The sequence below is a fragment of the Streptomyces sp. NPDC024632 genome (genome assembly GCF_055559175.1).
Genome location: NZ_JBVHLD010000009.1, coordinates 265,608 through 288,802, shown reverse-complemented (window position 1 = coordinate 288,802; position 23,195 = coordinate 265,608). Strand labels below are relative to the sequence as shown.

Here is a 23,195-nt window from a genome sequence, read left to right as displayed (position 1 = left end):
GAGCCTACCCACCGGGACGGTGCCACGCGGCTTCGCGGGCGGAACTTTTTACGGGCATACGTGGCACGCGGCCCGGGCCCGTACGGACGCGCCCGCCGCCGTACACCCGCCGCCGTACACCTGCGGGCCCGGGCCCGTAGGGACGCGCCCGCCGCCGTACGCCACCGCCGTACACCCGCCCCCTTGTGCACACGCCCGCCGCCGTACACCCGCCCCCTTGTGCACACGCCCGGCGCCGTACGCCCGCCCCCGCACCCGTACGCGGGCGTCCCGTCCCCTTACGCCACCCGGCGTCCCCGCTGGCCGGCCGTCTCACCGCACCCTCGGGCGCAGCAACGTCGAGGCCGGGAGGGACTCGGTGGGGCGGCCGGCCAGCGGGGCGGCGGCGGCCTTGCGCAGCAGCGCGGGGGTCAGCCAGAGGTCAGGGGGGTGGCGGGGCGGGAGGGCGATGGCGGGGGTGGTGAGGCCGGACAGCACGAAGCCCCAGTTCGTGGCGGACGGCGGCACCGAGCCCGACCAGCGGTCGGGCCCCGCCTGCGCCCCGCACGTGCGGCCGGTGATCCAGTACGGCGCCGTCCGCAGCCCCACCGCCCGCAAGGTGGCCTCGATGGTCCAGAAGGTGTGCGTGGAGGCGCTGGGCGTGCCCGCGTGGACGGCGAGCCGCCCGCCGGGGGCCAGCGTGCGCGCGGCGAGCCCGTAGAACTCCTCCGAGTACAGCTTCGCGCTGCGCGAGATCCCCGGGTCCGGCAGGTCGGCGATGATCACGTCGAACGGTCCGCGCCGCTCCTCGCGCAGCCAGTCGAAGGCGTCGGCCGTGACGGCGGTGACGCGCGGGTCGTCGTACGCGTGCCGGTTGAGCGCGGACAGGCCGGGGTCGGTACGGGCGAGGCGGACGAGTTCGTCGTCGAGGTCCACGACGGTGACGGCGCGGACCCCGCTGTAGCGCAGCGTTTCGCGCAGGGCGAGGCCGTCGCCGCCGCCGAGGATGAGGACGCGGCCGTGCGGGCCGTTCATCGCGGGGTGCACCAGGGCCTGGTGGTAACGGAATTCGTCCGTGCCGCAGACCCGTAGCCGTCCGTCCAGGAAGAGTTGGAGCGGGGCTCCGGTCCTGCCGCCGCCGGTGAGGACGATCTCCTGCACGGCGGTCTGTTCCGCGACGCGCACCTGTCCCCCGTACACCGCGTGCCGCGCCGCCGCTTCGAAGGGCCCGGCGGCAGCGGCGGCGGCGCCGAGCACCGCGAGCACGGAGACGTTCGCGGCCAGCAGCCACCAGCGGGTGCGGGCGGACAGGTCGCCGCGGAAGAGCCACAGCACGGTCGCGCCGCCCGCCACCGCGTTGACCACGCCGGTGGCCAGCGCGCCGGTCAACTGCCCGAAGTGCGGCAGGAGAAGGAAGGGGAAGGCGAGGCCGCCGACGAGCGCGCCCACGTAGTCCGCGGCGAAGAGGTCGGCGACGGCGCCGCCCGCGTCCTGCCGCCGGATCCGCTGGACGAGCGTCATCAGCAGCGGCACCTCGGCGCCGATCAGCACGCCGATCGCGAACGCGCAGCCGATCATGGCCAGTCGGGCCTGTCCCGCCCACGCGAAGCAGGCGTAGAGCGCCATCACCGACAGCCCGCCGACCAGCGCGAGCGCCGTCTCGACGGCGGCGAAACCGGCCGCGGCCCGTATCCGCAGCCGCTTGGCGAGCAGCGAGCCGCAGCCCATCGCGAAGACCATCACGGAGAGGATGACCGACGCCTGGGTGACGGAGTCGCCGACCAAGTAGGAGGCGAGCGCGACGAGTTCGAGCTCGTAAACCAGGCCGCAGGCGGCGCAGACGAAGACGGCGGCCAGGACCAGCGCGCGTGCGGCGCCCGCGGCCACGGGAAGCCGCAGGTCGAGTGGTGCCGCGGTGCGGCCTGGCTGGTCGATCATGAGTGCACGCTATGTCAGTCCGGTGGCGGCACAAGTCACCCACAGGGGTGTAATCAGGGGCGGTTGACGGCGCTTTCGCGGACCGCACCGGCGCACGGGGGTACGGGTGCGGCGCACGGTGTGGACGTATGTGCCGCTGGCCGTACGGGCGTTCGTCCGTCGGTGCGTACGGAGGTACGGTTCGCGCGCCGGACCGCCCGCGCGCGGGTGCCGCCGACGTACGTCCGTACCGCGCGGGTCGGGAGGCGCGGCTCCGCGCGGACCGGCGCCGTACGCCCCAACATCCCTTCAAGGAAGGGCGTTCACCCGGGTCCTGGTGGTCACCAGCCGTCCCTCCTGCGGGTACGCGTGCCAGGTGCGCCACCGCACGCTGCCCTCCGCGCACTGCACGAGCATCGCGGTGAAGGCGTGCGGGTCGCCGGGGAAGGTGCCCGCGAGGCCGTTGGGGTGGTCGGCGACCAGCGCGAGCAACTCCTGGGCGCGGCCCGCGAAGGAGCCCTGCGACAGCGTCTCGATCCGGGCCGCGAACTCGTAGTCCCAGCCGCCGACCCTGCGTGCCACGCCGAACGGCAGCGGCGCCTGGCTGCCCGGCATGCACGCGACGGTCTCCGAACACCCGCCGTCACGACCGGTGTCGACCAGGACCTGGTGGGACGCGCCGAGCAGCCGCATCTGGACCTTGGCCCGCAGCCCGCGCGTGTCGCCGACTTCGAGGTCGAGCACGGCGAGCGCGGGCAGCGGGTCCTTCCCGAGACACCACGCGAGGTCTCCGGCACGGGTGTCGGTGTAGGCGGTCTGGAGGGTGGTGAGCATGGGTCGGCTCCGCAAGCACGCAGTGGATGATGGGCCGACCCGCGTCTGACGGAGAGACGCGGCGGCTCGGTGCCCACGTGGGGTCCGGTAGATCCGAGAGCTACGGAATCATGAAACTCGCGCCGTCCTCAGCGTTTTTACCCATCTGTGCGTACTTTCCATCCCTTGGAGCGCTTAAGGGCTCACGTGTTCACTACGTCGTTCCCACACCGCTTCCGGGCGCGCCCGGCGCACACCCCCGGCGGCGGACGCCGTACGGTACGGAACCCGGGACGCGTCCCGGTACGGTCCCCGTACGGTTCCGACGGAGAGTGGGTGCGGGAAATGGGCGGGCGGGAAGCGGGCGGGCTGGAAACGGACGGGCTGGGAGCAGGCGGGCTGGAAACGGGCGGGCGGGAAATGGCCGGGCTGGAAGCCGGCGGGCTGGAAGCAGGTGGCCGCATGCGGGACAGGCCGCTGCTGAACCGCCGCCTCGACGGCCTCGGTACGACGATCTTCGCCGAGATGTCGGCGCTGGCCCTCTCGACCGGCGCGATCAACCTCGGCCAGGGCTTCCCCGACACCGACGGTCCCGAGTCCGTACGGGAGGCGGCCGTCCGCGCCCTGCGCGACGGCCGCGGCAACCAGTACCCGCCGGGCCCCGGCGTCCCCGAGCTGCGGCGCGCCGTCGCCGACCACCAACGCCGTTTCTACGGGCTCGACTTCGACCCCGACACCGAGGTCCTGGTCACCGCGGGCGCCACCGAGGCCATCGCCGCCGCGATGCTCGCCCTGCTCGAACCGGGCGACGAGATCATCGCGTTCGAGCCGTTCTACGACTCCTACGCCGCCTGCATCGCCATGGCGGGCGCCGTCCGCGTCCCCCTGACCCTGCGCGCCCCCGACTTCCGCCCCGACCTCGCCGCCCTGCGCGCCGCCGTCACGCCTCGTACGCGGCTGCTCCTCCTCAACTCCCCGCACAACCCGACGGGCATGGTCCTCACCCCCGCCGAACTCACCGAGATCGCCGCCATCGCCGTCGACCACGACCTCCTCGTGGTCACCGACGAGGTCTACGAACACCTCGTCTTCGACGGCGTCCACACCCCCCTGATCTCCCTCCCCGGCATGCGCGACCGCACGGTCTCCATCTCCTCAGCGGGCAAGACCTTCTCCTTCACCGGCTGGAAGGTCGGCTGGGTTACCGCCTCCGCTCCCCTCCTCGCGGCCGTGCGCACCACGAAGCAGTTCCTCACCTACGTTGCCTCGGGCCCGTTCCAGTACGCCATCGCGGAAGCCCTCCGCCTCCCGGACGCGTACTTCACCGCTTTCCGCGACGACCTCCAGGCGAAGCGCGACCTCCTGGCCGACGGCCTCACCGCGGCCGGCTTCGAGGTCTACCGCCCCCAGGGCACGTACTTCATCACGACGGACATCGCGGCCCTCGGCGAGAAGGACGCCCTCGCCTTCTGCCGCTCACTCCCCGAGCGCTGCGGCGTGGTCGCCGTCCCCAACTCCGTCTTCTACGACGACCCCGACGCCGGCCGCACCCAGGTCCGCTTCGCCTTCTGCAAGCGGCAAGACGTCCTCAAGGAAGCGGCAGCCCGCCTCCACGGATAGCAGCTCACAGCTGTAATGCAGGGTCCGGGTGGCGGCAGAGAGTCGTCCGCCCGGTTGCTGAACATCCCCACTGCCAGGGCAGCGGTTCACTGAGGCTTCGTCGGCCACACGTCCGGCGCTCTGGCCGACCGGCGGTGCGGGGCCTCTGCCGTGCGCAAGTGGGCTGCAAAGGCGAGGCCCGTGACAGTCGAGACGTAGGCTGGTCCACAGTGCTTCCTCACTCGGCGCCGTATCGGCTGGCAGGCCAGCGGCGCCGGGGTAGATCGTTTAGGGCGGTCGTCATGCGCTCCGGCGGGTGGTGCTCCAACGCCACAGGGCCGGGCGGCCGTCGGTCGGAGGTCTGGCTCCCTCCAAGCGGCGGATGACAACAATGATCCGCAGAAAACACGTTTTGCCTGACGGCATTTTCCGGGCTACAAAGCGGACCGGAACACCACACCCTCAGTCGGCCCTCTCCACGACCCCACCGTCTCCCGCATCCATCCCATGTCTCCTCGCTCGCCATCGGCACGACTCGTCAGCAGGAGAAACCCGGTCCTCGAGCCCCCGCGCCGGAGCCGACAGTCCCACACGATCAGGAGCTGGGTCAGACCGGAAATCCGTGATAGAAGCCGATGGCGCAGCCCCGACGGGCTTCGTTCACGTCCGGCGGCCCCGACTCAGCCTCCGCAGGCTGGCCGCACCGAGCGATCCACCATCACGCTCGAATAATTCGGGAGCGGTGGAGTGCAGGTGGCTCGTACGATCGCGAGCGGGATGGGGCTCGTAGCGCAGTGGTCGTCGCGCCTTCACCGCATGTGGGAGGACGCCGGTTCGAATCCGGTCGGCCCCATCCCCTTCCTGCGCGGGATCGGTCTCCTTCCGATCAGCGAAGCTGGGGGCACCTGGGGTCCGGGAAACGTCATTTTCCCGGCTACTTCAGGAGTCGGAAGCCGGGCTGTTGTACCCACGCCCTGAGGAAGTCGGCTGAGCCGTACGCGGCGAGCCACGGATCGGTCACCGTCGCGACGATGCCCGGAAGGCCGGTCACGATCGGTACCTGGTCCTCCCGTAGTTCGACGTTGGCGATGCCGCCGATCAAGTCCATGACGGCGGCGGTCAGCAGAGCCGCCACGACATGGTCGACGGGACTGTTGCAGAACGCGACGACATCGACGGCGTGGGTCGGAGCGAACCCGATAAGAGGTTCCTGGTCGACCTCATCGGCGTGTTCGGCCTCGAAGACGACCTCGTCGCCGATACCGGATCCCACGAGGGAGACCAAGATGGGCCGACGTCCGTCTTCGCCCGAGGTGTCCGTGACACCAAGGCTCTCCGCGCGGATGTGCACGTTGTACTCGCCCAGCCGCGTCTCCTCAAACCCCACCGAGGAGCGAACCAGGAACTCGCGGACCCGCAGGATTGCCGCGTGCGACGGGGCCTCAGCCAATTCGATCACCAACACGGGTCCGCTCATGGCTCGGAGAGTAGCCAGGTGGGATCGCCGTCCCCAACGAATTACTCAGCGTGCCGGCTCCTCAAACCCGGGCCAGGCCGGGAGCCGATCGTGGCCCACCTCCCACGGTCCGTGGGTATACGTCACCGGTCAGATCCCGAAAACGGCCTCTTCTTGCGGCGGTACCGGAGGGTCGAGGACATCACGGAGGCGGGTGATGTCCCGGTGCCACTTCCGCCCTTCCGCAACGTCGTCCCACAGCTCTGCGATTTCCGACGACTCAGCCACCACCTGGTCCAGGGCTTCGACAGCGAGCGTCCGGAGTTCAGCCGAAAGCCCTGGCAACGGCTCCGACGGACTGTAGTTCGAACACGCGGGTCGGCCGCCCGGCTGCCGCGCGACGACCAAGGCTGCTGCGGCAACGGCTCGCTCGGCGTCAGGGGTCTCAAGAAAATCCCTGGCATCGGCAGCGCGCTTGAGGACTCTGCGGATCATGGGCTCGCGCTCCTCCAGCGCCGCCTCGTCCAGGTCGCCGGCGAAGTCAGCGGCGGTGTCGTTGTCGAAGGGGCCGATGTCCCAGGTACCCACGTGATCTCCTCGCGTAGCATCCCGGGAATCCTCGCAGTGGCCACCGACAGCCGAGCCTGGAGCGTGCCTGCGCCACACAGCAGGCGGCGGGAGGCCATCGATTGGAGCACACGGGCTATTCCCTCGACATCGCGCAGCGCAACGGCATCGCGCATGACCGCATACGGGAGATCGCGACAGCCGTTGTCGGGGTACTCCTCTGAGTGCTCCAGCAGGTACAGCGTGCATGCGCCCCGTCCCCACGCCACCCTCACCCGGCTCCTGGCCGCCCTCGACGGCGATGCCCTGGACGCCGCGATCGGCGCCTACCTGGCCGAACGCGGCCACACCGATGCCCGCGCCGTCAGCTCGGCGCCCCGGGGCGGCGATCGCGGTGGACGGCAAGGCGCTGTCCGGGTCCGCGCACCGTCGGCAGCGCCACCGGCACCTGCTGTCTGCAGTCACCCACGCCCTCGCCGTCACCCTGGCCCAGGCTGAGGTGGGGGCCAAGGCCAACGAGACGGCCGCCTTCCGGCCGCTGCTCGAACCACGCGAACTGACCGGCGGCGTGGTCACCTTCGACGCCCTGCACAGCGTCAAAGACCAGGTGCGCTGGCTGGTGCAGGAGAAGAAAGCCCACTACATCGCGGTGATCAAGGGCAATCAGCCGACCGCGTCGGCCCAGCTCAAAGCGCTGCCATGGCAGAAGGTGCCCGTGGCGCACACCGTCTCCCGGGCCGAACACGGGCGGAGTGAGTCCCGCTCGCTCAAGACCATGGCCATCGCACGTGCCAGGGCACCCCGGCCGCCAGTCATCCATGGCCCGGAGGCCAGGGGACGCGTTTCGCAGCCAGGCGCTGCTTAACTATGCCGCCAACCGACATGCACCATTCGTGGTACATGGACTAATCTTGGTACATGCCTATGAAGCGCACCAACGTCTACGCCGACCCGGAAGATCTGGCGATCATCAAGGAAGCCGCCGCCCGGCGCGGGGTCAGTGAAGCCGAGATCATCCGGCAGGGCATCCATCTCGCAGCCATGGCGAACCGCGTCTGGGACGAACCGCTTTTCTCCCGCACCTTTGAAGGTTCGGGGCGTACTCCTTCCAAGGACGACGTCCGCAACGCGGTCGCCGACGGCGTCCGGCGCGAGGGCAACTCCGAGGTCACGGCGTGATCATCGTCGTCGCCGACACATCGGGCCTGCTGGCCGCGCTCGACTCCACGCACCCGGAACACCAGGGGGCCAACGAGGCGATCATGGCTGCCGGACTCCTCGTGATGTCCCCACTGCTGCTCGCCGAGATCGATCATGTCGCGACCCGCGAGCTGGGACGGGAAGCGGCTGTCAGCGCGATCGACGACATCCGGCGGTGGATGCGGACAAGCCGGATCGTCGTGCCGGAAATCACCGAGGCTCACCTCTCAGCCGCACAAACGCTGCGCGCCCGGTATGCCGCGCTCAGCCTCGATCTCGCCGACGCCGTGAACGTCGCACTCGCTGCCGAGTACGACACTGACGCCGTTCTCACGCTCGACCGTCGGGACTTCCGTGCCGTCCGCCCATTGAGCCGGCACAAATCCTTCCGCGTCCTGCCCGACGACCTACCGCTGTAATGAGTGCGTGAAAACGGCGTGGCCTGGGTGACGGGGTCGCGGGAGCTGGTGGCCGCCGTCCGCACCACCAAGCAGTTCCTCACCTACGTCGCCTCCGGGCCCTTCCAGTACGCCGTCGCCGAGGCCCTCGCCCTGCCCGACGCCTACTACGCCGACTTCGCCGCCGACCTCCGCGCCAAGCGCGACCTGCTGGCGGCGGGCCTGCGCGACGCCGCCGACTGCCTCCGCACGGCATTCAACAGCTGAGCGGGGCCGGGCTGCCGAGGCGGCTCAGCCGATCCGGTCCAGCGCCTCCGTGGCCGCGCGGCAGATCTGTTCGTCCAGGAGGATGCCGCCGCCGTAGCGGCGGTCCGCGTCCAGCACGGCGCGCAGCGTCGGCGCCGCGGCCGCCGCGGGGCTGCCGATGCGTCCCAGCGCCCGGACCGTTCGCAGGACGAGCGGCGTGACCTCGTACGCGGCCAGCGGCCGCAGTTCGGGCAGCAGGGTGTCGACGGCGGTGGCCGCGTCGCCGGTCAGCCGCCACCATGCCTCGGCCGCGCCGACCCGGCTCCACGCGCCGGGGCAGCCGAGCAACGGCCGGACGGCGTCCGCGTAGCGGAAGGCGAGGGAGCCGAGGTCGGCGAGACGGGCCAGTGCCGCGCGGCCGAGGCCCGCAAGGGCTGCCGCGCCGATCACGCGCAGGGCCAGTTCGGGGTCGCCGGTGACGCGCCAGTGCGCCCAGGCAGCGGTTTGCGCGCCGTGCCACCCCTGCGACGCGGGCGGCGGCACACAGCCGATTCCGTCGGCGCCGCGCGGGGGACGCAGGTCACCGCGGGCGAGTCCGGCGAGCAGGTCGGCCACCGCCTCGCCGCCCGCCGTGCGGGCCGCGGGACCGATCCGCCCCAGGGCGTCGGCCGCGGGCCCGGCGTACGTCGTGTCGAGCAGTCCGGCCAACTCCGGTGTCGCGGGCACGGCGGACGGGCCCCACGCGGTGAGGGCGTTCAGCACCTCGGGTATGCCCCGGGTGCCGGGGCCGCCGCGGAGCCGTTCGCGGAAGGCGGGCAGCAAGTGCGGCGCCCACCGCAGGGGCGGCGGCTCGCCCCTGAGGTAATGGCTGCCGAAGCGCTCCCGGTACCGGGGCAGGGCACGGTCGTCGGCCGCGCCCATCAGCGCCCGCACTGCCAGATCGACGGTCAACGTCGAGGTGGCGGCCCGGTCCTGCTCTTGGACGAAGCGCGCCAGCCGGTCCGCGTACGGGGTCACCGCCGCTCCGCCCCCGGCGAGGATGTCGAGCGCTTGCGCGCGGACCCGGTCCTCGTCGTCCAGTCCGGCGACGACCGCTTCCCACAGTCCGGCCGACGGACGCCGCCAGTACCGCAGTTGGGCGTCGGCTGCCACCAGGGCGGCGCGGCGCAGGTCCGCCCTCGGGGCCCCGGTCAACGCGCCGACCAGTTCCCGCGCCTCCCGCGGCTGCGCCCGCAGCGGATCCGCGAAGCCGCGGACCGCCTCGCGCCCCTGGGACCCCCATGGCACGTCGGGCAGGGACGCGGCACCAAACGCGACGAAGGCGCTTCCGGCCGTGCCGCCGAGTCCCCTGGCGGCGGCGGACGTTGTCGCGGTCGGCAAGGCGGCCCGGATCGCGGCCAGCCGGACCAGGGGGTCGGGGTGCGTCAGCCAGGGCCGGAACCAGGACGCGTCGGTGACCGCGCCGTGCGCCGACAGGCTTCCCAGCGCCAGTAGTTGGGCTTGCAGGGCCGTGGGGTCCGATTCAGCCGCCGCCTGCCTCCTGAGGCCGTCGAGGGCCGACGCGTCGTCGCCCGGGACCTCCCCCAGGAACACGGCGGCACAGGTCCGCACGCCCGCGTGCGGGTCGGACAGGAACGGGACCACCCGCGGCCGGCCGGCCACCAGCGCGGCCAGCGCCAGCCGGTCCTCCCGCCACCGCTTCCCGGACAGCAGGCGGGCCTGCCGGGCGAGCAGATCGAGGATCCTGCGGCGGTGGTGCGGGTCGAGGGCGGGGAGAAGACCGAGGAGAGCGGCGGCGGCCGGGGCGAAGTACGGGGCTCCGACGTGATCGCGGAGGCGCTTGTCCAACTCCGCCCAGGAGGCGCGCCGGTCGGCAGCCGTCAGGAGTCCGGCCAGCAGCCCCGGTGTCCGCTCGCGCCCGGGCGGGACCTCTTCCAGAACGTGCCAGGGCGCTCCGGCCCCCAAGGTGTCCACCAGGGGAGCCTAGAGAGGCCGGGTTCGGACGCGGGGGTGCGGGTCCCGGAGGGGCAAAGGTGACCCCGACGGCGAGGGGGGATTAGGTTAGGCTAACCTAAGCAGTGTGAGAGCTGGGGAGAGTGCTGGCGGCGGGATGCCCTCGCGGGGGCATGAGTTGGCGGCCACAGGGATGACGGTCGCGTACGACCGGGTGGATGTCGTGCATGACGCCGCCGTGTCGCTGCGGCCGGGCGAGGTGACGGCGCTGGTGGGGCCGAACGGCAGTGGGAAGTCGACGCTGCTGCGGACGCTGGCGCGGTTGCAGCGGGCCCGGGAGGGCGCGTTGACGCTGGACGCGGGGACGGACGGATTCCAGCTCACGTCACGGGAGTTCGCGCGGCAGGTGGCGCTGCTGACCCAGGGGCGGCCGACGCCGAGCGGGCTGAGCGTGCGGGATGTCGTGGAGTTCGGCCGGTATCCGCACCGGGGGCGCTGGGGCCGGCCGGACCCCGGCGGGACCGGCGCGGTGGAGCGGGCTCTGACGCTGACCGGGGTCGAGCACCTGGCCGCGCGGGGCGTCGAGCACCTGTCGGGGGGACAGCTCCAGCGGGTCTGGCTCGCGAGCTGCCTCGCGCAGGAGACCGGCGTGCTGCTGCTCGACGAGCCGACGACGTATCTCGACCTGCGGTACCAGATCGAACTGCTCGACCTGATCCGCGACCTCGCCGACGACCACGGGATCGCGGTCGGCGTCGTCCTGCACGACCTCGACCAGGCCGCGGCCGTCGCCGACCGCGTCGCGCTGCTCCACGACGGCCGGATCGTCGCCGACGGCCTCCCCGAGGACGTCCTGACCCCCGAACGCCTCACCGAGGTCTACGGCATCCGGGTCGACGTCGACACCGACCCCTCGACCGGCCGGCTGCGGACCCGTGCCGTCGGCCGCCACCACAGCAGAAGCCAGACCGAGGACCGGACCACAAACGACCGGACCACAAGCGACCGGACCACAAGCGACCGGAACAGAAGCGAAAGGCTCCACCCCACCTCATGAGACGCCTCCCCGTACCCGCCGCCGCAGCCACCGTCGCCGCCGTCGCGGCCCTCTCCCTGACCGGATGCGGAACAACGCACTCCGCCGCCGACGAGTCGGTCAAGTCCACGGACTCCGCCTCCGCTTCGGCCTCGGGGCCGATCACCCTCACCGACGCCAGCGGTACGGAGGTACGCCTCGACGCGCCCGCCACCAAGGTCATCGGCACCGAGTGGAACGTCGTCGAGGACCTGGTCGCGCTCGGCGTCGACCCGGTCGGCGTCGCCGATGTGAAGGGGTACACGGACTGGGACAAGGCCGCCCCGCTGAAGAACTCCCCCAAGGACATCGGCACCCGCGGCGAGCCGAGCATGGACACGATCGCGGCCCTGTCGCCCGACCTCATCGTCGCGACCACCGACCTCACCTCGTCCGCCGTGACCCAACTGCGGAAGATCGCCCCCGTCCTCCAGATCAGGTCCGCCGACTCCACCGACCAGATCGGCCTGATGACGAAGTCCCTCGACCTCATCGCGCAGGCGACCGGCACCACGCAGAAGGCGACCGAGGTCAAGCAGGCGTTCGACGCGAAGCTCGCGGAGGGCAAGAAGGCCCTCGCGGACGCCGGTCTCGCCGGGACCCCGTACGCCTTCGGGGACGGGTACGTGCAGGCCAACCAGGTCTCGATACGCCCGTTCACCAGCGGCTCCCTGATCGGGAACGTCAACGAGCGGATCGGCCTCACGAACGCCTGGAAGGTCAAGGGCGACAAGGACTACGGCCTGGCCACCACCGACGTCGAGGGCCTCACCGGGCTCGGCGACATCCGCTTCACCTACATCGCGAACGCCTCCGACGGCGACCCCTTCGCCGACACCCTCGCCAAGAACGCCGTGTGGAAGTCGCTGCCCTTCGTCAAGGCGGGCCACGTGAGCCGACTGCCCGACGGCGTCTGGATGTTCGGCGGTCCCGCGTCGATGGAGGCGTACGTGGACGCCGTCGTCGCCGCCCTCACGAAGTAGCGAAAGGGCGAAGCAGCGCCGTGAGCGTCACGACTCCCCCGCGCACCACCGAGCCCGCGTCCGACGCACGGACGGCCGCGCCCGCCCAGGGCGCGGCCGCGGTGACGGCCGGACTGGTCCTCGTCCTCGTCCTCGCGGTCGCCGTCCTCGCCGTCGTCGACATCACGCAGGGCACCGCCGACGTCGGCGCGGGCGAGGTGTGGAAGGCGCTGACCGGACGCGCGGAGGACGGCGACGCCTCCGTGGTCATCGCCTCGCGGCTGCCGCGCATGGTCGCGGGCCTCGTCGTCGGCGTCGCGCTCGGCGCGGCCGGCGCCGCGCTCCAGGCGGTCAGCCGGAACGTACTCGCCGCGCCCGACACGCTCGCGGTCAACGCGGGCTCGTACCTGGCGCTCGGCATCCTCACCGTCACCGGCGCCTCGCTGCCGCTGCTCGCCTCCTCGGGCGTCGCGTTCGTCGGCGGTCTCGCGGCGGCGGCGCTGGTGCTCGCGCTGTCCGGGCTCGGGGCCGGGACCGTACGGCTGGTGCTGGCGGGCAGCGCCCTCGCGCTCGGCCTCGGCTCGGTCACCGACGCGCTGCTCCTGCTCTTCCCCGAGCAGACCAACGGCCTCTACCAGTGGAGCCAGGGCAGCATCAGCCAGAACGGCTTCGACGGCGTGAACCAGATGGCGCCGATCGCCCTGCTCGCCCTGCTCGGGCTGCTGCTGGCCGGCCGCCGCATCGACGCGCTCGCGCTCGGCGACGACGCGGCCCGCGGGCTCGGCGTGCCGGTCCTGGGCACCCGCGTCACGGTCGTCCTGCTCACGACGCTGCTGTCCGCGGCGGCGGTGACACTGGCCGGGCCGATCGGCTTCGTCGGCCTGTGCGCGCCCGCGCTCGTCCGCCCGCTGGCCCGGCGGTTCCGCGGTCTGGTCAGGGCGCGGGCGGCCGTTCCGGTCGCCGGGCTCGCCGGCGCGGCGCTGGTCCTCGGCTCCGACGTGCTGCTGCGGGCCACGGTCGGCGCCGAGTCGGCGGTCGCCGTGCCCACCGGGGTCATCACGAGCGTCGCGGGCTCCGTGTTCCTCGTCGTGATCGCGCTGCGCACCCGCGGCTCCGGCGCGTCCGCCGCGCCGGACCGGCTGCGTATCCCCAGCCGGGCGGCGTTCGTCGCCGTCCTGGCCGTACTCGTGGCCGTGTTCGTCGCCGCGGCCGTCGCGGCGGTGCTTCTCGGCGACACCAAGCTGCTGCTCGGCGACGTCGTGAACTGGGCGCAGGGCAGGGCCGACCACGTCGTCACCTTCGTCCTCGACACCCGCGTGCCCCGCGTGCTGGCCGCGCTCCTGGCGGGCGCCGCGCTCGCCCTGTCCGGGACGCTCGTCCAGGCCGTCACCCGCAATCCGCTCGCCGAGCCCGGCATCCTCGGCGTCTCGGGCGGCGCCGGTCTCGGCGCCGTGCTGCTGGTCACCACCGTGCCGACCGCCGGGTCGTGGAGCGTGGCGGGCGCGGCCTTCGCGGGCGCGGCGGCCACCGCCGCGGTCGTCTTCGGGCTCTGCGCCCGGGGCGGTTTCCAGCAGAACCGGCTCGTCCTGGTCGGTGTCGGCGCCGCCGCCGGGACCTCGGCCCTGATCAGCCTGCTCATCGTCCTCACCGACCCGTTCAACGCGACGAAGGCGCTGATCTGGCTGTCCGGTTCGACGTACGGCAGGACCATGCCCGATGTGCTGCCGGTCGCGGCCGTCCTCGTCGTCGGCGCCGCCGTGGCCTTCTCCCGCCGCGCCGAACTCGACCTCGTCTCGCTCGACGACGACACCCCGCGCCTGCTCGGCCTCGCCCTCGGGCCGACCCGCCTCGGCCTGCTCGGCGTCAGCGTCCTGCTCAGCGCCACCGCGGTCGCCGCCGCGGGCACGATCGGCTTCGTCGGCCTCGTCGCCCCGCACGCCGCCCGCGCCCTCGTCGGCCGCCGCCACATCCGCGTCATCCCCGTCGCCGTCCTCCTCGGCGCCACCCTCGTCTCCGTCGCCGACCTCCTCGGCCGCACGGTCATCGCCCCCGCCCAGCTCGGCGCGGGCCTGATGACAGCGGTCATCGGGGCGCCGTACTTCGTGTATCTGCTGGTCAGGACGCGGCGGTGACACGGTCACGACGGTGACAGTCGCGCCGGGCGCTCCGGCGCTTGTCACACCCCAGGAGATCGACGTACAATTTCCTGTACGTAAAGGAGGCCGACTATGAAGACCATGACGTACTCGGAGTCGCGCGCGCGGTACGCCGAAGTGCTCAACTCCGTCAACGACGACCGCGAAGAGGTCGTCATCACCCGGGCCGGACACGACCCGGTCGTCATCGTCTCCCTCGAGGACTACGAGTCCCTGAAGGAGACGGCCTACCTGCTGCGCAGCCCGGCGAATGCCCGGCGCCTCCTCGCGTCCATCGACGAGTTGGAGAACGGCGGCGGCACGGTACGCGAACTCGTGACGGACACGACGGGCGAATAAGGGCCGCACGTGAAGATCACCTTCTCCTCCCGCGCCTGGGAGGACTACCTGTGGTGGCAGCTTCAGGACCGGAAGATCCTCAAGCGCATCAACACCCTCATCGCGGATATCGCCCGGAACGGCAACGAGGGGATCGGCAAACCGGAACCCCTCAAGCACGGATTCCAGGGCTACTGGTCACGCCGCGTCAATGACGAGCACCGTCTGATCTACCGCGTCACCGAGGACAGCGTCCTGATCGCACAGTGCCGGTACCACTACGAGAGCTGACCTCAAGGACCGACAGGACGGACCGATTCCCGGGAGCGATGAGTTTTCCGTGCCCCGGCGGTCGTAGGGGGAGGTGTACCTACGAGGAACAGGGAGCGGTCATGTTCGGACAGACGCAGGCGTTCAGCGGATTCTCGGTGGACGACGTGGAAGCGGCGAGGAAGTTCTACGGGGAGACGCTCGGAATCCGGGTGTCCGAGGCGAACGGGCTGCTGACGCTGCACCTCGCGGGGGACCGCAACGTGCTGGTGTACCCGAAGGGGGCGGACCACCGGCCCGCGACCTTCACGATTCTCAACTTCCCCGTGCCGGACATCGACGCGGCCGTGGACGAGCTGGGCCGCCGGGGCGTGCGGTTCGAGCGGTACGAGGGGATGCCGACGGACGAGAAGGGGATCTTCCGCGGCGGCGGCCCGCTGATCGCGTGGTTCACCGACCCGGCCGGGAACGTGCTGTCCGTGCTGGAGCAGGACGCGTAGGGCCCGACGGCCTCACGAGGGCGGCACGACCGCCTCACGCGGGCGGCACGACGGCCTCACGCGGGCGGCACGACCGCGTCCGTCGCGAGGCGCGCGTGCAGATGGGAGTCGTGGCGCGCGCCCGCCGGGTCGAGGAAGAAGGCCCGCATCAGGCCCTCCTCACGGAAGCCCGCGCGGGCGGCGACCCGGCAGGAGCCGGGGTTGGCCAGCGAGTGGTCGAGGCTGATGCGGTACACGCCGAGGCCGCCCGCGGCGGGGACGGCGAAGGCCCAGCCGGCGGCGGCGTGCAGGGCGCGGGCGGCGACGCCGCGGCCACGGGCGGCCGGGGTGACCCAGTACGCGGCCTCGGCCTGCCCGGGGATGCGGTGGACGTCGCGGATGGTGACGTAGCCGAGCAGGTCGTCCGAGGCGGCGTCGGTGACGGCGAGCGCGGCCGAACCGTTCTGCCAGGAGACCAGCCGCGGCGCGAGCCATATGGCGGCGCGGTCCGCGACCGGCGCGGCGTTGACGGCCAGGCCACCGGCCCAGCGCAGGATCTCCGGGTCCTGCATGGCGCGGGCGACGGCGGGCTCGTCGGACTCGGCGAAGGGGCGCAGACGCAGGTCACCTGCGGTGAGCTCGTGCGGGGTGAGGCTGCGGGCGAATGCGGAAGTCATGTCCGCACCCTAAGCCGGGGGCCGGGGCGGCCCGACGATCACCCGGCGACGGCCCGAGGCGGTCGCCCCGGGACCGCTCGGCGACGGTCAGGTCGGCACCCACCGGCGCCCCGGCAACCGCCCACGCCGGTCACCCGCCATCACCCGGCGACCGTCACGCCGGTCACCCCGCCACCACCCGGCAACCGCCCACACCGGTCACCCCGCCATCACCCGGCGACCGCAAAAGCGACCCCCCGGCACCCCCGACCGTGGGTGAACGTGCGGCCTCCTCGGGCGTGTCAGACCCGGACCACGGGGCGCGGAGCGCGATAGTCGGTTTGTCCGACTAAGAGAAGTTCGCGAGCCCCCCGAGGAGCCGGGTCCATTGGTCGTCGTCGAACCGGTGACGTCGTCGCCGAAAGCACTGGCCGTGCGGGCGGCGACGGGGGCCGGCCCCGCGGTGGCGGGCTTCGTCGTGGCCCGGATGGCGGGCCTGGTGGTGCTGACGCTGTGGGCGCACCGCACCCACCGCCACCCGCGCGATCTGCTCGGCCTGAGCTGGGACGGCCTCTGGTACCACCGGATCGCGGAGTGGGGCTACGGCACCTTCATCCCGGCCTGGGAGGCGCCGGGCCTGCGGTACGACGATCTGGCCTTCTTCCCGCTCTACCCGATGACGGTGCGCGCCGCCGACGCGGTGCTCCCGGTCGGCTCGGTGGCGTGCGCGCTGCTCGTGGCGTGGGCGGGCGCGGTGGCCGCCGCGTGGGGGATCTACGCGGTGACCGAGCACCGCTACGGCCGCAGGACGGCGACCGCGCTGGTCCTCGTATGGGGGCTGCTGCCGCACTCGGTGGTGCTGTCGATGGCGTACACCGAGTCGCTGATGACGGCCTTCGCCGCCTGGGCGCTGTACGCGGCCGTCACGCGCCGCTGGCTGACCGCCGGGCTGCTGGCCGTACTCGCCGGGCTGACCCGGCCGAACGCCGTCGCCGTGGCCGCCGCCGTCTCGATCGCGGCCCTCGCCCACTGCCGCAGGGACCCGCGCGACTGGCGGGCCTGGGCCGCGGCCGTCGCCGCGCCGCTCGGCTGGTGCGGCTACCTCGGCTGGGTGGGCCTGCGGACCGGAGCCGTCCGCGGCTACTTCGACGTGCAGACCCGCTGGGGCTCGCGGTTCGACTTCGGCCACTACGCGCTGCACTACGTCAAGCACATGGTGCTCGAACCCGAGACGCTCTCCGCCTACATGGCGACGGCGGTGTGCGCGGCGGCGGCCGTCCTGCTCGTACTGGCGCTGCTGGACCGGATGCCGCTGCCGCTGCTGGTGTACGCGGCGGTGCTGGTGGTGATCGCGCTGGGCGGCGCGGGCTTCTTCTCCTGCAAGCCCCGCTTCCTGCTGCCCGCCTTCCCGCTGCTGGTGCCGTGCGCCGCGGCGCTCGCGAAAGCCCGGCCGCGCACCGCCGCCGTGACGGTGGCGGCGCTGGCCGGGATCTCACTCGGCTACGGGACGTACCTGCTGACGGTCGTCCCCGTGCCCCTCTGACGGACCCGTGCCCCTCCGAGGCGAGGGGACCGCGTCAGTCGTCGCTGCCGCCGTCGCCCTCGGCGCCGCCGTCCGTACCGCCCTCGACGTCCTTCTCCAGGCCGAGCGTCTCGCCGACCCACTTGTCGAATTCGATGGACGCGCGCACCCAGCTCACCGTGCTGGACACGAAGTGCTCGAGGCCGACGCCGAGGCCGATCAGGAGCTGGGCCTCGCCGATCAGACGGACGGAGCCGTCGTCGTGCGTGTGCGTGTAGACCTTGGGCCACAGGGTGCGGCGGTTCCAGTCGTCGATGACCTCGTGGAGCTGAGGCTTGTCGTCGACCGAGTACGCGTGGTCGTAGAAGGTCCGGACGGCGAAGACCGCCTGCTCACCCTCGCCGCGGAACATGAAGTACGTGCGGAATTCCTCCCACGGCGCGGCGAGGTCGCCCTCCTCGTCGACGAGGTACTTCAGCTCCATCTGTTCGAGCAACTGCTTGACCAGTTCCTGGTCAGGGATGACCACGCTGCCGGCGGGTCCGTTCGGCTCGGGGTCCTGGCCCCCGAAATTGGGGATCGAGGACGGGTCGATGCTCACGGTGAAGGTTCCCTTCGAGACGTTTCTCCTCCATCCTCCCCCATTCCCGCCGGGCGGTGGCAACCCCCGGCGATACGCGTTGGGCGTACCGCCGGGGGCCCGCCGGTGAAAGGCGTCACCGCCCGCCGGTGAAGGGCGTCACCGCCCGCCCGCGAAGGGGGTCACCACCTGCCCCCGAAGGGCGTCACCACCTGCCCGTCGGGCACCTCATTTGCTGAGGTCGGGCCCCGTCGTCGGCCCCACGATCAGGCCGTCGGCCGCCCGGTCCACCCGTACGTTCTGCCCGTCGATCACCTCGCCCGACAGGATCGCGCGGGCCAGCGGGTCGCCGATCGCGGTCTGCACGAGGCGGCGCAGCGGCCGGGCGCCGTACGCCGGGTCGTTGCCCTCCTCGGCGAGCCAGTCGAGGGCGCCGTCGGTGACTTCGAGGGTGAGGCGGCGGTCGCGCAGCCGGTCCGCGAGCCGGTCGGTCTGGAGCCGGGCGATCTGCCGCAGCTCGGTCGGGTCGAGCGCGGAGAAGACCACGGTGTCGTCCAGCCGGTTCAGGAACTCCGGTTTGAAGGACGCGCGGACCGTCTCCAGCACCCGCTCCTTCTTCTGCGCCGGGTCCAGCGCCGGGTCGACCAGGTAGTGGCTGCCCAGGTTGGAGGTGAGGATCAAGATGACGTTGCGGAAGTCGACCGTACGGCCCTGCCCGTCGGTCAGCCGTCCGTCGTCCAGCACCTGGAGCAGGATGTCGAAGACCTCGGGGTGCGCCTTCTCCACCTCGTCCAGCAGCACGACGCTGTACGGGCGGCGCCGTACCGCCTCGGTGAGCTGGCCGCCCTCCTCGTACCCGACGTAGCCGGGAGGCGCGCCGACCAGCCGGGCGACCGAGTGCTTCTCGCCGTACTCGCTCATGTCGATCCGGACCATGGCCCGCTCGTCGTCGAAGAGGAAGTCGGCGAGCGCCTTGGCCAGCTCGGTCTTGCCGACGCCGGTGGGGCCGAGGAAGAGGAAGGAGCCGGTGGGGCGGTCGGGGTCGGCGATGCCGGAGCGCGAGCGGCGTACGGCGTCGGAGACGGCGCGTACGGCCTCGGTCTGGCCGATCAGCCGCTTGCCCAGCTCCTCCTCCATGCGCAGCAGCTTCTGCGTCTCGCCCTCCAGCAGGCGGCCCGCGGGGATGCCGGTCCAGGCGGCGACGACGTCGGCGATGTCGTCGGGGCCGACCTCCTCCTTGACCATGTTCGTCGAGGGACCCTGGGCCGCGGCCTCTTCCTCCTCCCTGGTGGCCTCCTCCAGCTCGGCCTCCAGCTTGGGCTTCTCGGCGTAGAGCAGCTTGGACGCGGTCTCGAAGTCGCCGTCGCGCTGGGCGCGTTCGATCCGCGTACCGATGTCGTCCAGCCGCTCCTTCAGCTCACCGACCCGGTTGAGGCCCTGCTTCTCCTTCTCCCAGCGCGCGTTGAGCCCGCGCAGCTCCTCCTCGCGGTCGGCGAGGTCCTTGCGGAGCTTTTCCAGCCGCTGTACGGAGCCGGGGTCGGTCTCGTTCTTGAGCGCCATCTCCTCCATGCGCAGCCGGTCCACGGCCCGCTGGAGCTCGTCGATCTCGACGGGCGAGGAGTCGATCTCCATGCGCAGCCGGGACGCGGCCTCGTCCACCAGGTCGATGGCCTTGTCGGGCAGGAAGCGGGAGGTGATGTAGCGGTCGGAGAGGGTGGCGGCGGCGACCAGCGCGGAGTCGGCGATCTGCACCTTGTGGTGCGCCTCGTAGCGGCCCTTGAGGCCGCGCAGGATCGCCACGGTGTCCTCGACGGACGGCTCGGCGACCAGCACCTGCTGGAAGCGGCGCTCCAGCGCCGGGTCCTTCTCGATCCGCTCGCGGTACTCGTCCAGCGTCGTCGCGCCGACCATCCGCAGCTCGCCGCGGGCCAGCATCGGCTTGAGCATGTTGCCCGCGTCCATGGCGGAGTCGCCGCCCGCGCCCGCGCCGACGACGGTGTGCAGCTCGTCGATGAAGGTGATGACCTGGCCGTCGCTGTCCTTGATCTCGGCCAGGACGGACTTCAGCCGCTCCTCGAACTCGCCGCGGTACTTCGCGCCCGCGACCATCGCGCCGAGGTCGAGCGAGACCAGCCGCTTGTCGCGCAACGACTCGGGCACGTCGCCCTTGACGATCCGCTGGGCCAGGCCCTCGACGACGGCGGTCTTGCCGACGCCGGGCTCGCCGATCAGCACCGGATTGTTCTTCGTACGGCGGGACAGCACCTGGACGACGCGGCGGATCTCCTGATCGCGGCCGATCACCGGGTCGAGCTTGCCCTCGCGGGCGGCGGCGGTGAAGTCGGTGCCGTACTTCTCCAGGGCCTTGTACGTGCCCTCGGGGTCCTGGGTGGTCACGCGCTGCCCTCCGCGGGCGGTCTCGAAGGCGTCGAGCAGGCTCTTGGCCTTGGCGCCCTGGGCGGCGAGCAGCTCACCGGCGGGTCCGCCCTTGACGGCGGTCCCGATCAGCAGGTGCTCGGTGGACAAGTAGGCGTCGCCCAGCTCCTTGGCGCGTTGCGAGGCGTCCGCGATGACGGCCAGCAGGTCGCGGTTGGCCTGCGGGGGCGCGACGGTGGAGCCCTGCACCTTCGGCAGAGCCGCGACCAGCCGCTCCGCGCCCGCCCGCAGCGTATCGGGGTCGGCGCCGGTGGCGGCCAGCAGGTCGAGGATGTTCTCGTTGTCCGTGCCGCTCAACAGGGCGAGCAGCAGATGCGCGGGCGTCAGGTCCGGGTTGCCCTCGGAGACGGCCCGGGTGTTGGCGGCGTTCAGCGCTTCCCGGCTCTTGTTGGTCAGCTCGGCGTCCACTGGCGTCGGCTCCTCCTCTTGATCGACGTGTCCGATGCTCCGATGCGATCGGCGTAAACCTGCCTTGAGCAACATGAGGCAAGTTGAGTCTATTCCACTCAAGGTGACTTTGGGGCGACTTCGGGAACGGTCACACGGAGACGTCGGGAACGGGGCGGAGAGTCCGCGCGCCGGACCCCGCGGCGAGCAGATGTGTTTTTGTATGAACGTTGAGTAAATCCCGGCGGCGGTGCGACAATGCCTGCTTCAACTCCGCTGGAAGGCAGCGGAGTTGGGGTCCGCTCCAGCCGTTTTGGCCGCATCTGCGCTTGTCCGTACGGCCGCATGTCCGCTTGACTCCTCCATACCCGCCGTCCGTGAGGACTCCCATGAGCGACGCGCACTCCATGGACCCGACCGGCGCCGCGCTGCACGCGGACGCCGCCGCACTGCGCGAGGCGGGGGCCGTCTGCCCCGTGACACTGCCGGACGGCGTCCCCGGGATGATCGTCTCCCGTTACCAGGAGCTGCGCGATTTCTTGGCCGACCCCAAGGTGGCCAAGAACGCCGCGCACTTCGCCGCCCTCCAGCGGGGCGAGGTCCCCGAGCAGTGGCAGCTCAACGCCTTCGCGCTGGTCAACGGCATGACGACGGCGGACGGTGACGACCACAGGCGGCTGCGCGGCCTGGCCACCAAGGCGTTCACCCCGCGCCGGGTGGCCGCGATGCGCCCGCGGATCGAGGCGCAGGCCGCCGAGCTGCTGGCCGCGCTCCCCGGCCGCGCGGACGCCGACGGCGTGGTCGACCTGCGCGAGTGCTACGCCTATCCGCTGCCGATGGGCGTGATCTGCGAGCTGCTGGGCATCGCCCCCGCCCACCGGGACCGGCTGCACGCCCTCAGCCGCCTGATCGTCAGCACCAGCAGCTCCGCGGCCGACGCGATGGCCGCGCAGCGCGAGACGTACGCGATCCTCGGCCAGGTCGTCGCGGAGCGGCGCGCGGCACCCGGCGACGACCTGACGAGCGCGCTGATCGCGGCGCGCGGCGAGGAGAGCGGTGACGGCTCCGGCGACGGGTCGGGCGGCTCCCGCGACGGCTCCCGCGCTGCCTCCGGCGGGCGCCTCAGTGACGCCGAGCTGACCGGCACCCTGCTGCTGATGATCGTCGCCGGGCACGAGACGACCCTCAATCTGATCGTCAACGCGGTACGCGCCCTGTGCGGCCACCCCGACCAGCTCGCGCTCGTGCTGGCGGGCGAGGTGTCCTGGGACGCGGTGGTCGAGGAGACGCTGCGCTGGGACGGCCCGGTGGCGAATTTCCCGTTCCGCTACCCGATCACCGATCTGGTGGTTGACGGCACCTCTGTGCCGCGTGGTACAGCCGTCCTCGCCGGATACGCCGCCGCCGGACGCGACCCGCGCGAGTACGGCCCCGACGCCGACCGCTTCGACATCACCCGCCCCGCCAACCGGCACCTCGCCTTCGGCCACGGCAGCCACTACTGCCTGGGCGCGCCGCTGGCCCGCCTCGAAGCGGTGATCGCCCTGCGCGGCCTGTACGCCGCGTACCCCGGCCTCGCCCTCGCCGTCCCCGACGCCGAACTCCCGCCGCTGCCGGGCTTCGTGGGCAACAGCACCGCCGCGCTCCCGGTGCGCCTGACCTGACCCGTACGAGCCCGGGCCTGACCCGTACGAGCCCGCGCCTGACCTGTACGAGCCCGCGCCCGGCCCGTACGAGCCCGAGGCCGCCCCCTGCGCACCCGCCCGCGCGCCTCCGCGTACCGTCCCGTCCATGGCATCCGATCCCCGCTCCCCCGCACCCGGCTACCTCGCCTTCTGGCGCGAGCGGCACCTGTGCACCCTCACCACCCCGCGCCCCGACGGCTCCCCGCACGTCGTCCCGGTCGGCGTCACGTACGACCCCGAGGCGGGGCTCGCCCGCGTCATCGCCAATGGCAGGAGCACCAAGGCCCTGAACGTCCTGGCGGCGGGCCCCGGCGGCGCGCGGGTCGCGGTCTGCCAGGTCGAGCGGCGGATCTGGGCCACCCTCGAAGGCGTGGCCACCGTCTCCGCCGACCCGGACCGCGTCGCCGAGGCCGTGCGCCGCTACACCGAGCGCTACGGCCGCACGCCCTCCCCCAACCCGGACCGCGTCGTGATCGAGATCGCCCTGACCCGGGCGATGGGCAACGCGTGAGGGGGTATCACGGCACGCCGTCGGCGTAAC

General features: G+C 72.3%; 21 protein-coding genes, 1 tRNA gene and 1 pseudogene. 15 read left to right on the top strand and 8 right to left on the bottom strand.

The features are described 5' to 3' along the window. Window positions 1-312 precede the first annotated feature (312 nt). On the bottom strand, window positions 313-1,917 hold the full coding sequence (locus ACZ37P_RS20900; protein WP_391041565.1) for a polyamine aminopropyltransferase: 1,605 nt from the start codon (window positions 1,915-1,917) through the stop codon (window positions 313-315). Window positions 1,918-2,205: 288 nt separating this feature from the next. Next, window positions 2,206-2,730, bottom strand: a complete 525-nt coding sequence (locus ACZ37P_RS20895) for a DUF2617 family protein (RefSeq protein ID WP_355346222.1) — start codon at window positions 2,728-2,730, stop codon at window positions 2,206-2,208. 441 nt (window positions 2,731-3,171) lie between these two features. Here ACZ37P_RS20895 and ACZ37P_RS20890 point away from each other — a divergent pair, with 441 nt between their 5' ends. Then, window positions 3,172-4,329 carry a pyridoxal phosphate-dependent aminotransferase gene (locus tag ACZ37P_RS20890; RefSeq protein WP_467347963.1) on the top strand — a complete coding sequence of 386 codons (1,158 nt, stop codon included), beginning with the start codon at window positions 3,172-3,174 and terminating at the stop codon, window positions 4,327-4,329. A 758-nt stretch (window positions 4,330-5,087) separates the two neighbouring features. After that, a tRNA-Ala gene (locus ACZ37P_RS20885) sits at window positions 5,088-5,161 on the top strand. Window positions 5,162-5,242: 81 nt separating this feature from the next. Here ACZ37P_RS20885 and ACZ37P_RS20880 read toward each other — a convergent pair. Continuing rightward, window positions 5,243-5,785 (bottom strand): DUF6368 family protein, encoded by a 543-nt coding sequence (locus ACZ37P_RS20880; RefSeq protein ID WP_401717280.1) that lies wholly within the window; start codon window positions 5,783-5,785, stop codon window positions 5,243-5,245. A 129-nt stretch (window positions 5,786-5,914) separates the two neighbouring features. Beyond that, window positions 5,915-6,352 carry a DUF4259 domain-containing protein gene (locus ACZ37P_RS20875; protein WP_467347962.1) on the bottom strand — a complete coding sequence of 146 codons (438 nt, stop codon included), beginning with the start codon at window positions 6,350-6,352 and terminating at the stop codon, window positions 5,915-5,917. 373 nt (window positions 6,353-6,725) lie between these two features. On the opposite strand from ACZ37P_RS20875, the gene ACZ37P_RS20870 reads away from it, so the two are divergent. From ACZ37P_RS20870 to ACZ37P_RS20855, 4 genes and pseudogenes are all read left to right on the top strand, one after another. After that, window positions 6,726-7,196, top strand: a complete 471-nt coding sequence (locus ACZ37P_RS20870) for an ISAs1 family transposase (RefSeq protein ID WP_467347961.1) — start codon at window positions 6,726-6,728, stop codon at window positions 7,194-7,196. A gap of 53 nt (window positions 7,197-7,249) precedes the next feature. Continuing rightward, on the top strand, window positions 7,250-7,510 hold the full coding sequence (locus ACZ37P_RS20865) for a ribbon-helix-helix domain-containing protein (RefSeq protein WP_401717289.1): 261 nt from the start codon (window positions 7,250-7,252) through the stop codon (window positions 7,508-7,510). Then, window positions 7,507-7,950 (top strand): type II toxin-antitoxin system VapC family toxin, encoded by a 444-nt coding sequence (locus ACZ37P_RS20860; RefSeq protein WP_401851788.1) that lies wholly within the window; start codon window positions 7,507-7,509, stop codon window positions 7,948-7,950. Before ACZ37P_RS20865 ends, ACZ37P_RS20860 begins: the two co-directional genes overlap by 4 nt. Before the next feature lie 18 nt (window positions 7,951-7,968). Continuing rightward, window positions 7,969-8,163: pseudogene (locus ACZ37P_RS20855) on the top strand (aminotransferase); the annotation flags it as partial. A gap of 57 nt (window positions 8,164-8,220) precedes the next feature. Here the strand turns inward: ACZ37P_RS20855 and ACZ37P_RS20850 are convergent. Next, on the bottom strand, window positions 8,221-10,149 hold the full coding sequence (locus tag ACZ37P_RS20850) for a hypothetical protein (protein WP_467347958.1): 1,929 nt from the start codon (window positions 10,147-10,149) through the stop codon (window positions 8,221-8,223). Window positions 10,150-10,285: 136 nt separating this feature from the next. On the opposite strand from ACZ37P_RS20850, the gene ACZ37P_RS20845 reads away from it, so the two are divergent. The 6 genes from ACZ37P_RS20845 to ACZ37P_RS20820 all read left to right on the top strand — a co-directional run bounded on the left by ACZ37P_RS20845 (window position 10,286) and on the right by ACZ37P_RS20820 (window position 15,409). Next, complete coding sequence (locus ACZ37P_RS20845) at window positions 10,286-11,185, top strand: ABC transporter ATP-binding protein (RefSeq protein WP_467348118.1); 900 nt, start codon at window positions 10,286-10,288, stop codon at window positions 11,183-11,185. Next, a complete protein-coding gene (locus ACZ37P_RS20840) occupies window positions 11,182-12,186 on the top strand; it encodes an iron-siderophore ABC transporter substrate-binding protein (protein ID WP_467347956.1) in 1,005 nt (334 codons plus the stop codon). The genes ACZ37P_RS20845 and ACZ37P_RS20840 overlap by 4 nt, the downstream gene beginning before the upstream one ends. A 20-nt stretch (window positions 12,187-12,206) precedes the next feature. Then, the gene (locus ACZ37P_RS20835; protein WP_467347955.1) at window positions 12,207-14,297 is read left to right on the top strand and encodes an iron ABC transporter permease; all 2,091 of its coding nucleotides are present in this window, start codon (window positions 12,207-12,209) and stop codon (window positions 14,295-14,297) included. Window positions 14,298-14,393: 96 nt separating this feature from the next. Further along, window positions 14,394-14,660 carry a type II toxin-antitoxin system Phd/YefM family antitoxin gene (locus ACZ37P_RS20830; RefSeq protein WP_355346231.1) on the top strand — a complete coding sequence of 89 codons (267 nt, stop codon included), beginning with the start codon at window positions 14,394-14,396 and terminating at the stop codon, window positions 14,658-14,660. A gap of 9 nt (window positions 14,661-14,669) precedes the next feature. Then, window positions 14,670-14,930 carry a Txe/YoeB family addiction module toxin gene (locus ACZ37P_RS20825; protein WP_355346234.1) on the top strand — a complete coding sequence of 87 codons (261 nt, stop codon included), beginning with the start codon at window positions 14,670-14,672 and terminating at the stop codon, window positions 14,928-14,930. A gap of 101 nt (window positions 14,931-15,031) precedes the next feature. Next, window positions 15,032-15,409 (top strand): VOC family protein, encoded by a 378-nt coding sequence (locus tag ACZ37P_RS20820; RefSeq protein WP_355346237.1) that lies wholly within the window; start codon window positions 15,032-15,034, stop codon window positions 15,407-15,409. 56 nt (window positions 15,410-15,465) lie between these two features. On the opposite strand, the gene ACZ37P_RS20815 is transcribed toward ACZ37P_RS20820, so the two are convergent. Continuing rightward, entirely contained in the window at window positions 15,466-16,065 is a 600-nt protein-coding gene (locus ACZ37P_RS20815) for a GNAT family N-acetyltransferase (RefSeq protein WP_467347952.1), read from the bottom strand. 367 nt (window positions 16,066-16,432) lie between these two features. On the opposite strand from ACZ37P_RS20815, the gene ACZ37P_RS20810 reads away from it, so the two are divergent. Next, entirely contained in the window at window positions 16,433-17,587 is a 1,155-nt protein-coding gene (locus ACZ37P_RS20810; protein WP_355346243.1) for a hypothetical protein, read from the top strand. 34 nt (window positions 17,588-17,621) lie between these two features. Here ACZ37P_RS20810 and ACZ37P_RS20805 read toward each other — a convergent pair whose 3' ends face one another. Then, window positions 17,622-18,167 (bottom strand): type III secretion system chaperone family protein, encoded by a 546-nt coding sequence (locus ACZ37P_RS20805; RefSeq protein WP_355346246.1) that lies wholly within the window; start codon window positions 18,165-18,167, stop codon window positions 17,622-17,624. A gap of 207 nt (window positions 18,168-18,374) precedes the next feature. Continuing rightward, window positions 18,375-20,990 carry an ATP-dependent chaperone ClpB gene (gene clpB, locus ACZ37P_RS20800; protein WP_355346249.1) on the bottom strand — a complete coding sequence of 872 codons (2,616 nt, stop codon included), beginning with the start codon at window positions 20,988-20,990 and terminating at the stop codon, window positions 18,375-18,377. A 368-nt stretch (window positions 20,991-21,358) separates the two neighbouring features. On the opposite strand from clpB, the gene ACZ37P_RS20795 reads away from it, so the two are divergent. Beyond that, window positions 21,359-22,633, top strand: a complete 1,275-nt coding sequence (locus tag ACZ37P_RS20795) for a cytochrome P450 family protein (protein ID WP_401851774.1) — start codon at window positions 21,359-21,361, stop codon at window positions 22,631-22,633. 127 nt (window positions 22,634-22,760) lie between these two features. Then, window positions 22,761-23,165: a pyridoxamine 5'-phosphate oxidase family protein gene (locus tag ACZ37P_RS20790; protein WP_355346252.1), complete on the top strand. Its 405-nt coding sequence runs from the start codon at window positions 22,761-22,763 to the stop codon at window positions 23,163-23,165. Window positions 23,166-23,195: the final 30 nt, after the last annotated feature.

What these genes read in the sequence shown, in the direction of transcription:
- ACZ37P_RS20790 (WP_355346252.1), top strand. Translation starts at nt 22,761, where the DNA reads ATGGCATCCGATCCCCGCTCCCCCGCACCCGGCTACCTCGCCTTCTGG.
- ACZ37P_RS20890 (WP_467347963.1), top strand. Translation starts at nt 3,172, where the DNA reads ATGCGGGACAGGCCGCTGCTGAACCGCCGCCTCGACGGCCTCGGTACG.
- ACZ37P_RS20795 (WP_401851774.1), top strand. Translation starts at nt 21,359, where the DNA reads ATGAGCGACGCGCACTCCATGGACCCGACCGGCGCCGCGCTGCACGCG.
- ACZ37P_RS20880 (WP_401717280.1), bottom strand. Translation starts at nt 5,785, where the DNA reads ATGAGCGGACCCGTGTTGGTGATCGAATTGGCTGAGGCCCCGTCGCAC.
- ACZ37P_RS20830 (WP_355346231.1), top strand. Translation starts at nt 14,394, where the DNA reads ATGAAGACCATGACGTACTCGGAGTCGCGCGCGCGGTACGCCGAAGTG.
- ACZ37P_RS20840 (WP_467347956.1), top strand. Translation starts at nt 11,182, where the DNA reads ATGAGACGCCTCCCCGTACCCGCCGCCGCAGCCACCGTCGCCGCCGTC.
- ACZ37P_RS20845 (WP_467348118.1), top strand. Translation starts at nt 10,286, where the DNA reads ATGCCCTCGCGGGGGCATGAGTTGGCGGCCACAGGGATGACGGTCGCG.
- ACZ37P_RS20865 (WP_401717289.1), top strand. Translation starts at nt 7,250, where the DNA reads ATGCCTATGAAGCGCACCAACGTCTACGCCGACCCGGAAGATCTGGCG.
- ACZ37P_RS20900 (WP_391041565.1), bottom strand. Translation starts at nt 1,917, where the DNA reads ATGATCGACCAGCCAGGCCGCACCGCGGCACCACTCGACCTGCGGCTT.
- ACZ37P_RS20895 (WP_355346222.1), bottom strand. Translation starts at nt 2,730, where the DNA reads ATGCTCACCACCCTCCAGACCGCCTACACCGACACCCGTGCCGGAGAC.
- ACZ37P_RS20820 (WP_355346237.1), top strand. Translation starts at nt 15,032, where the DNA reads ATGTTCGGACAGACGCAGGCGTTCAGCGGATTCTCGGTGGACGACGTG.
- ACZ37P_RS20815 (WP_467347952.1), bottom strand. Translation starts at nt 16,065, where the DNA reads ATGACTTCCGCATTCGCCCGCAGCCTCACCCCGCACGAGCTCACCGCA.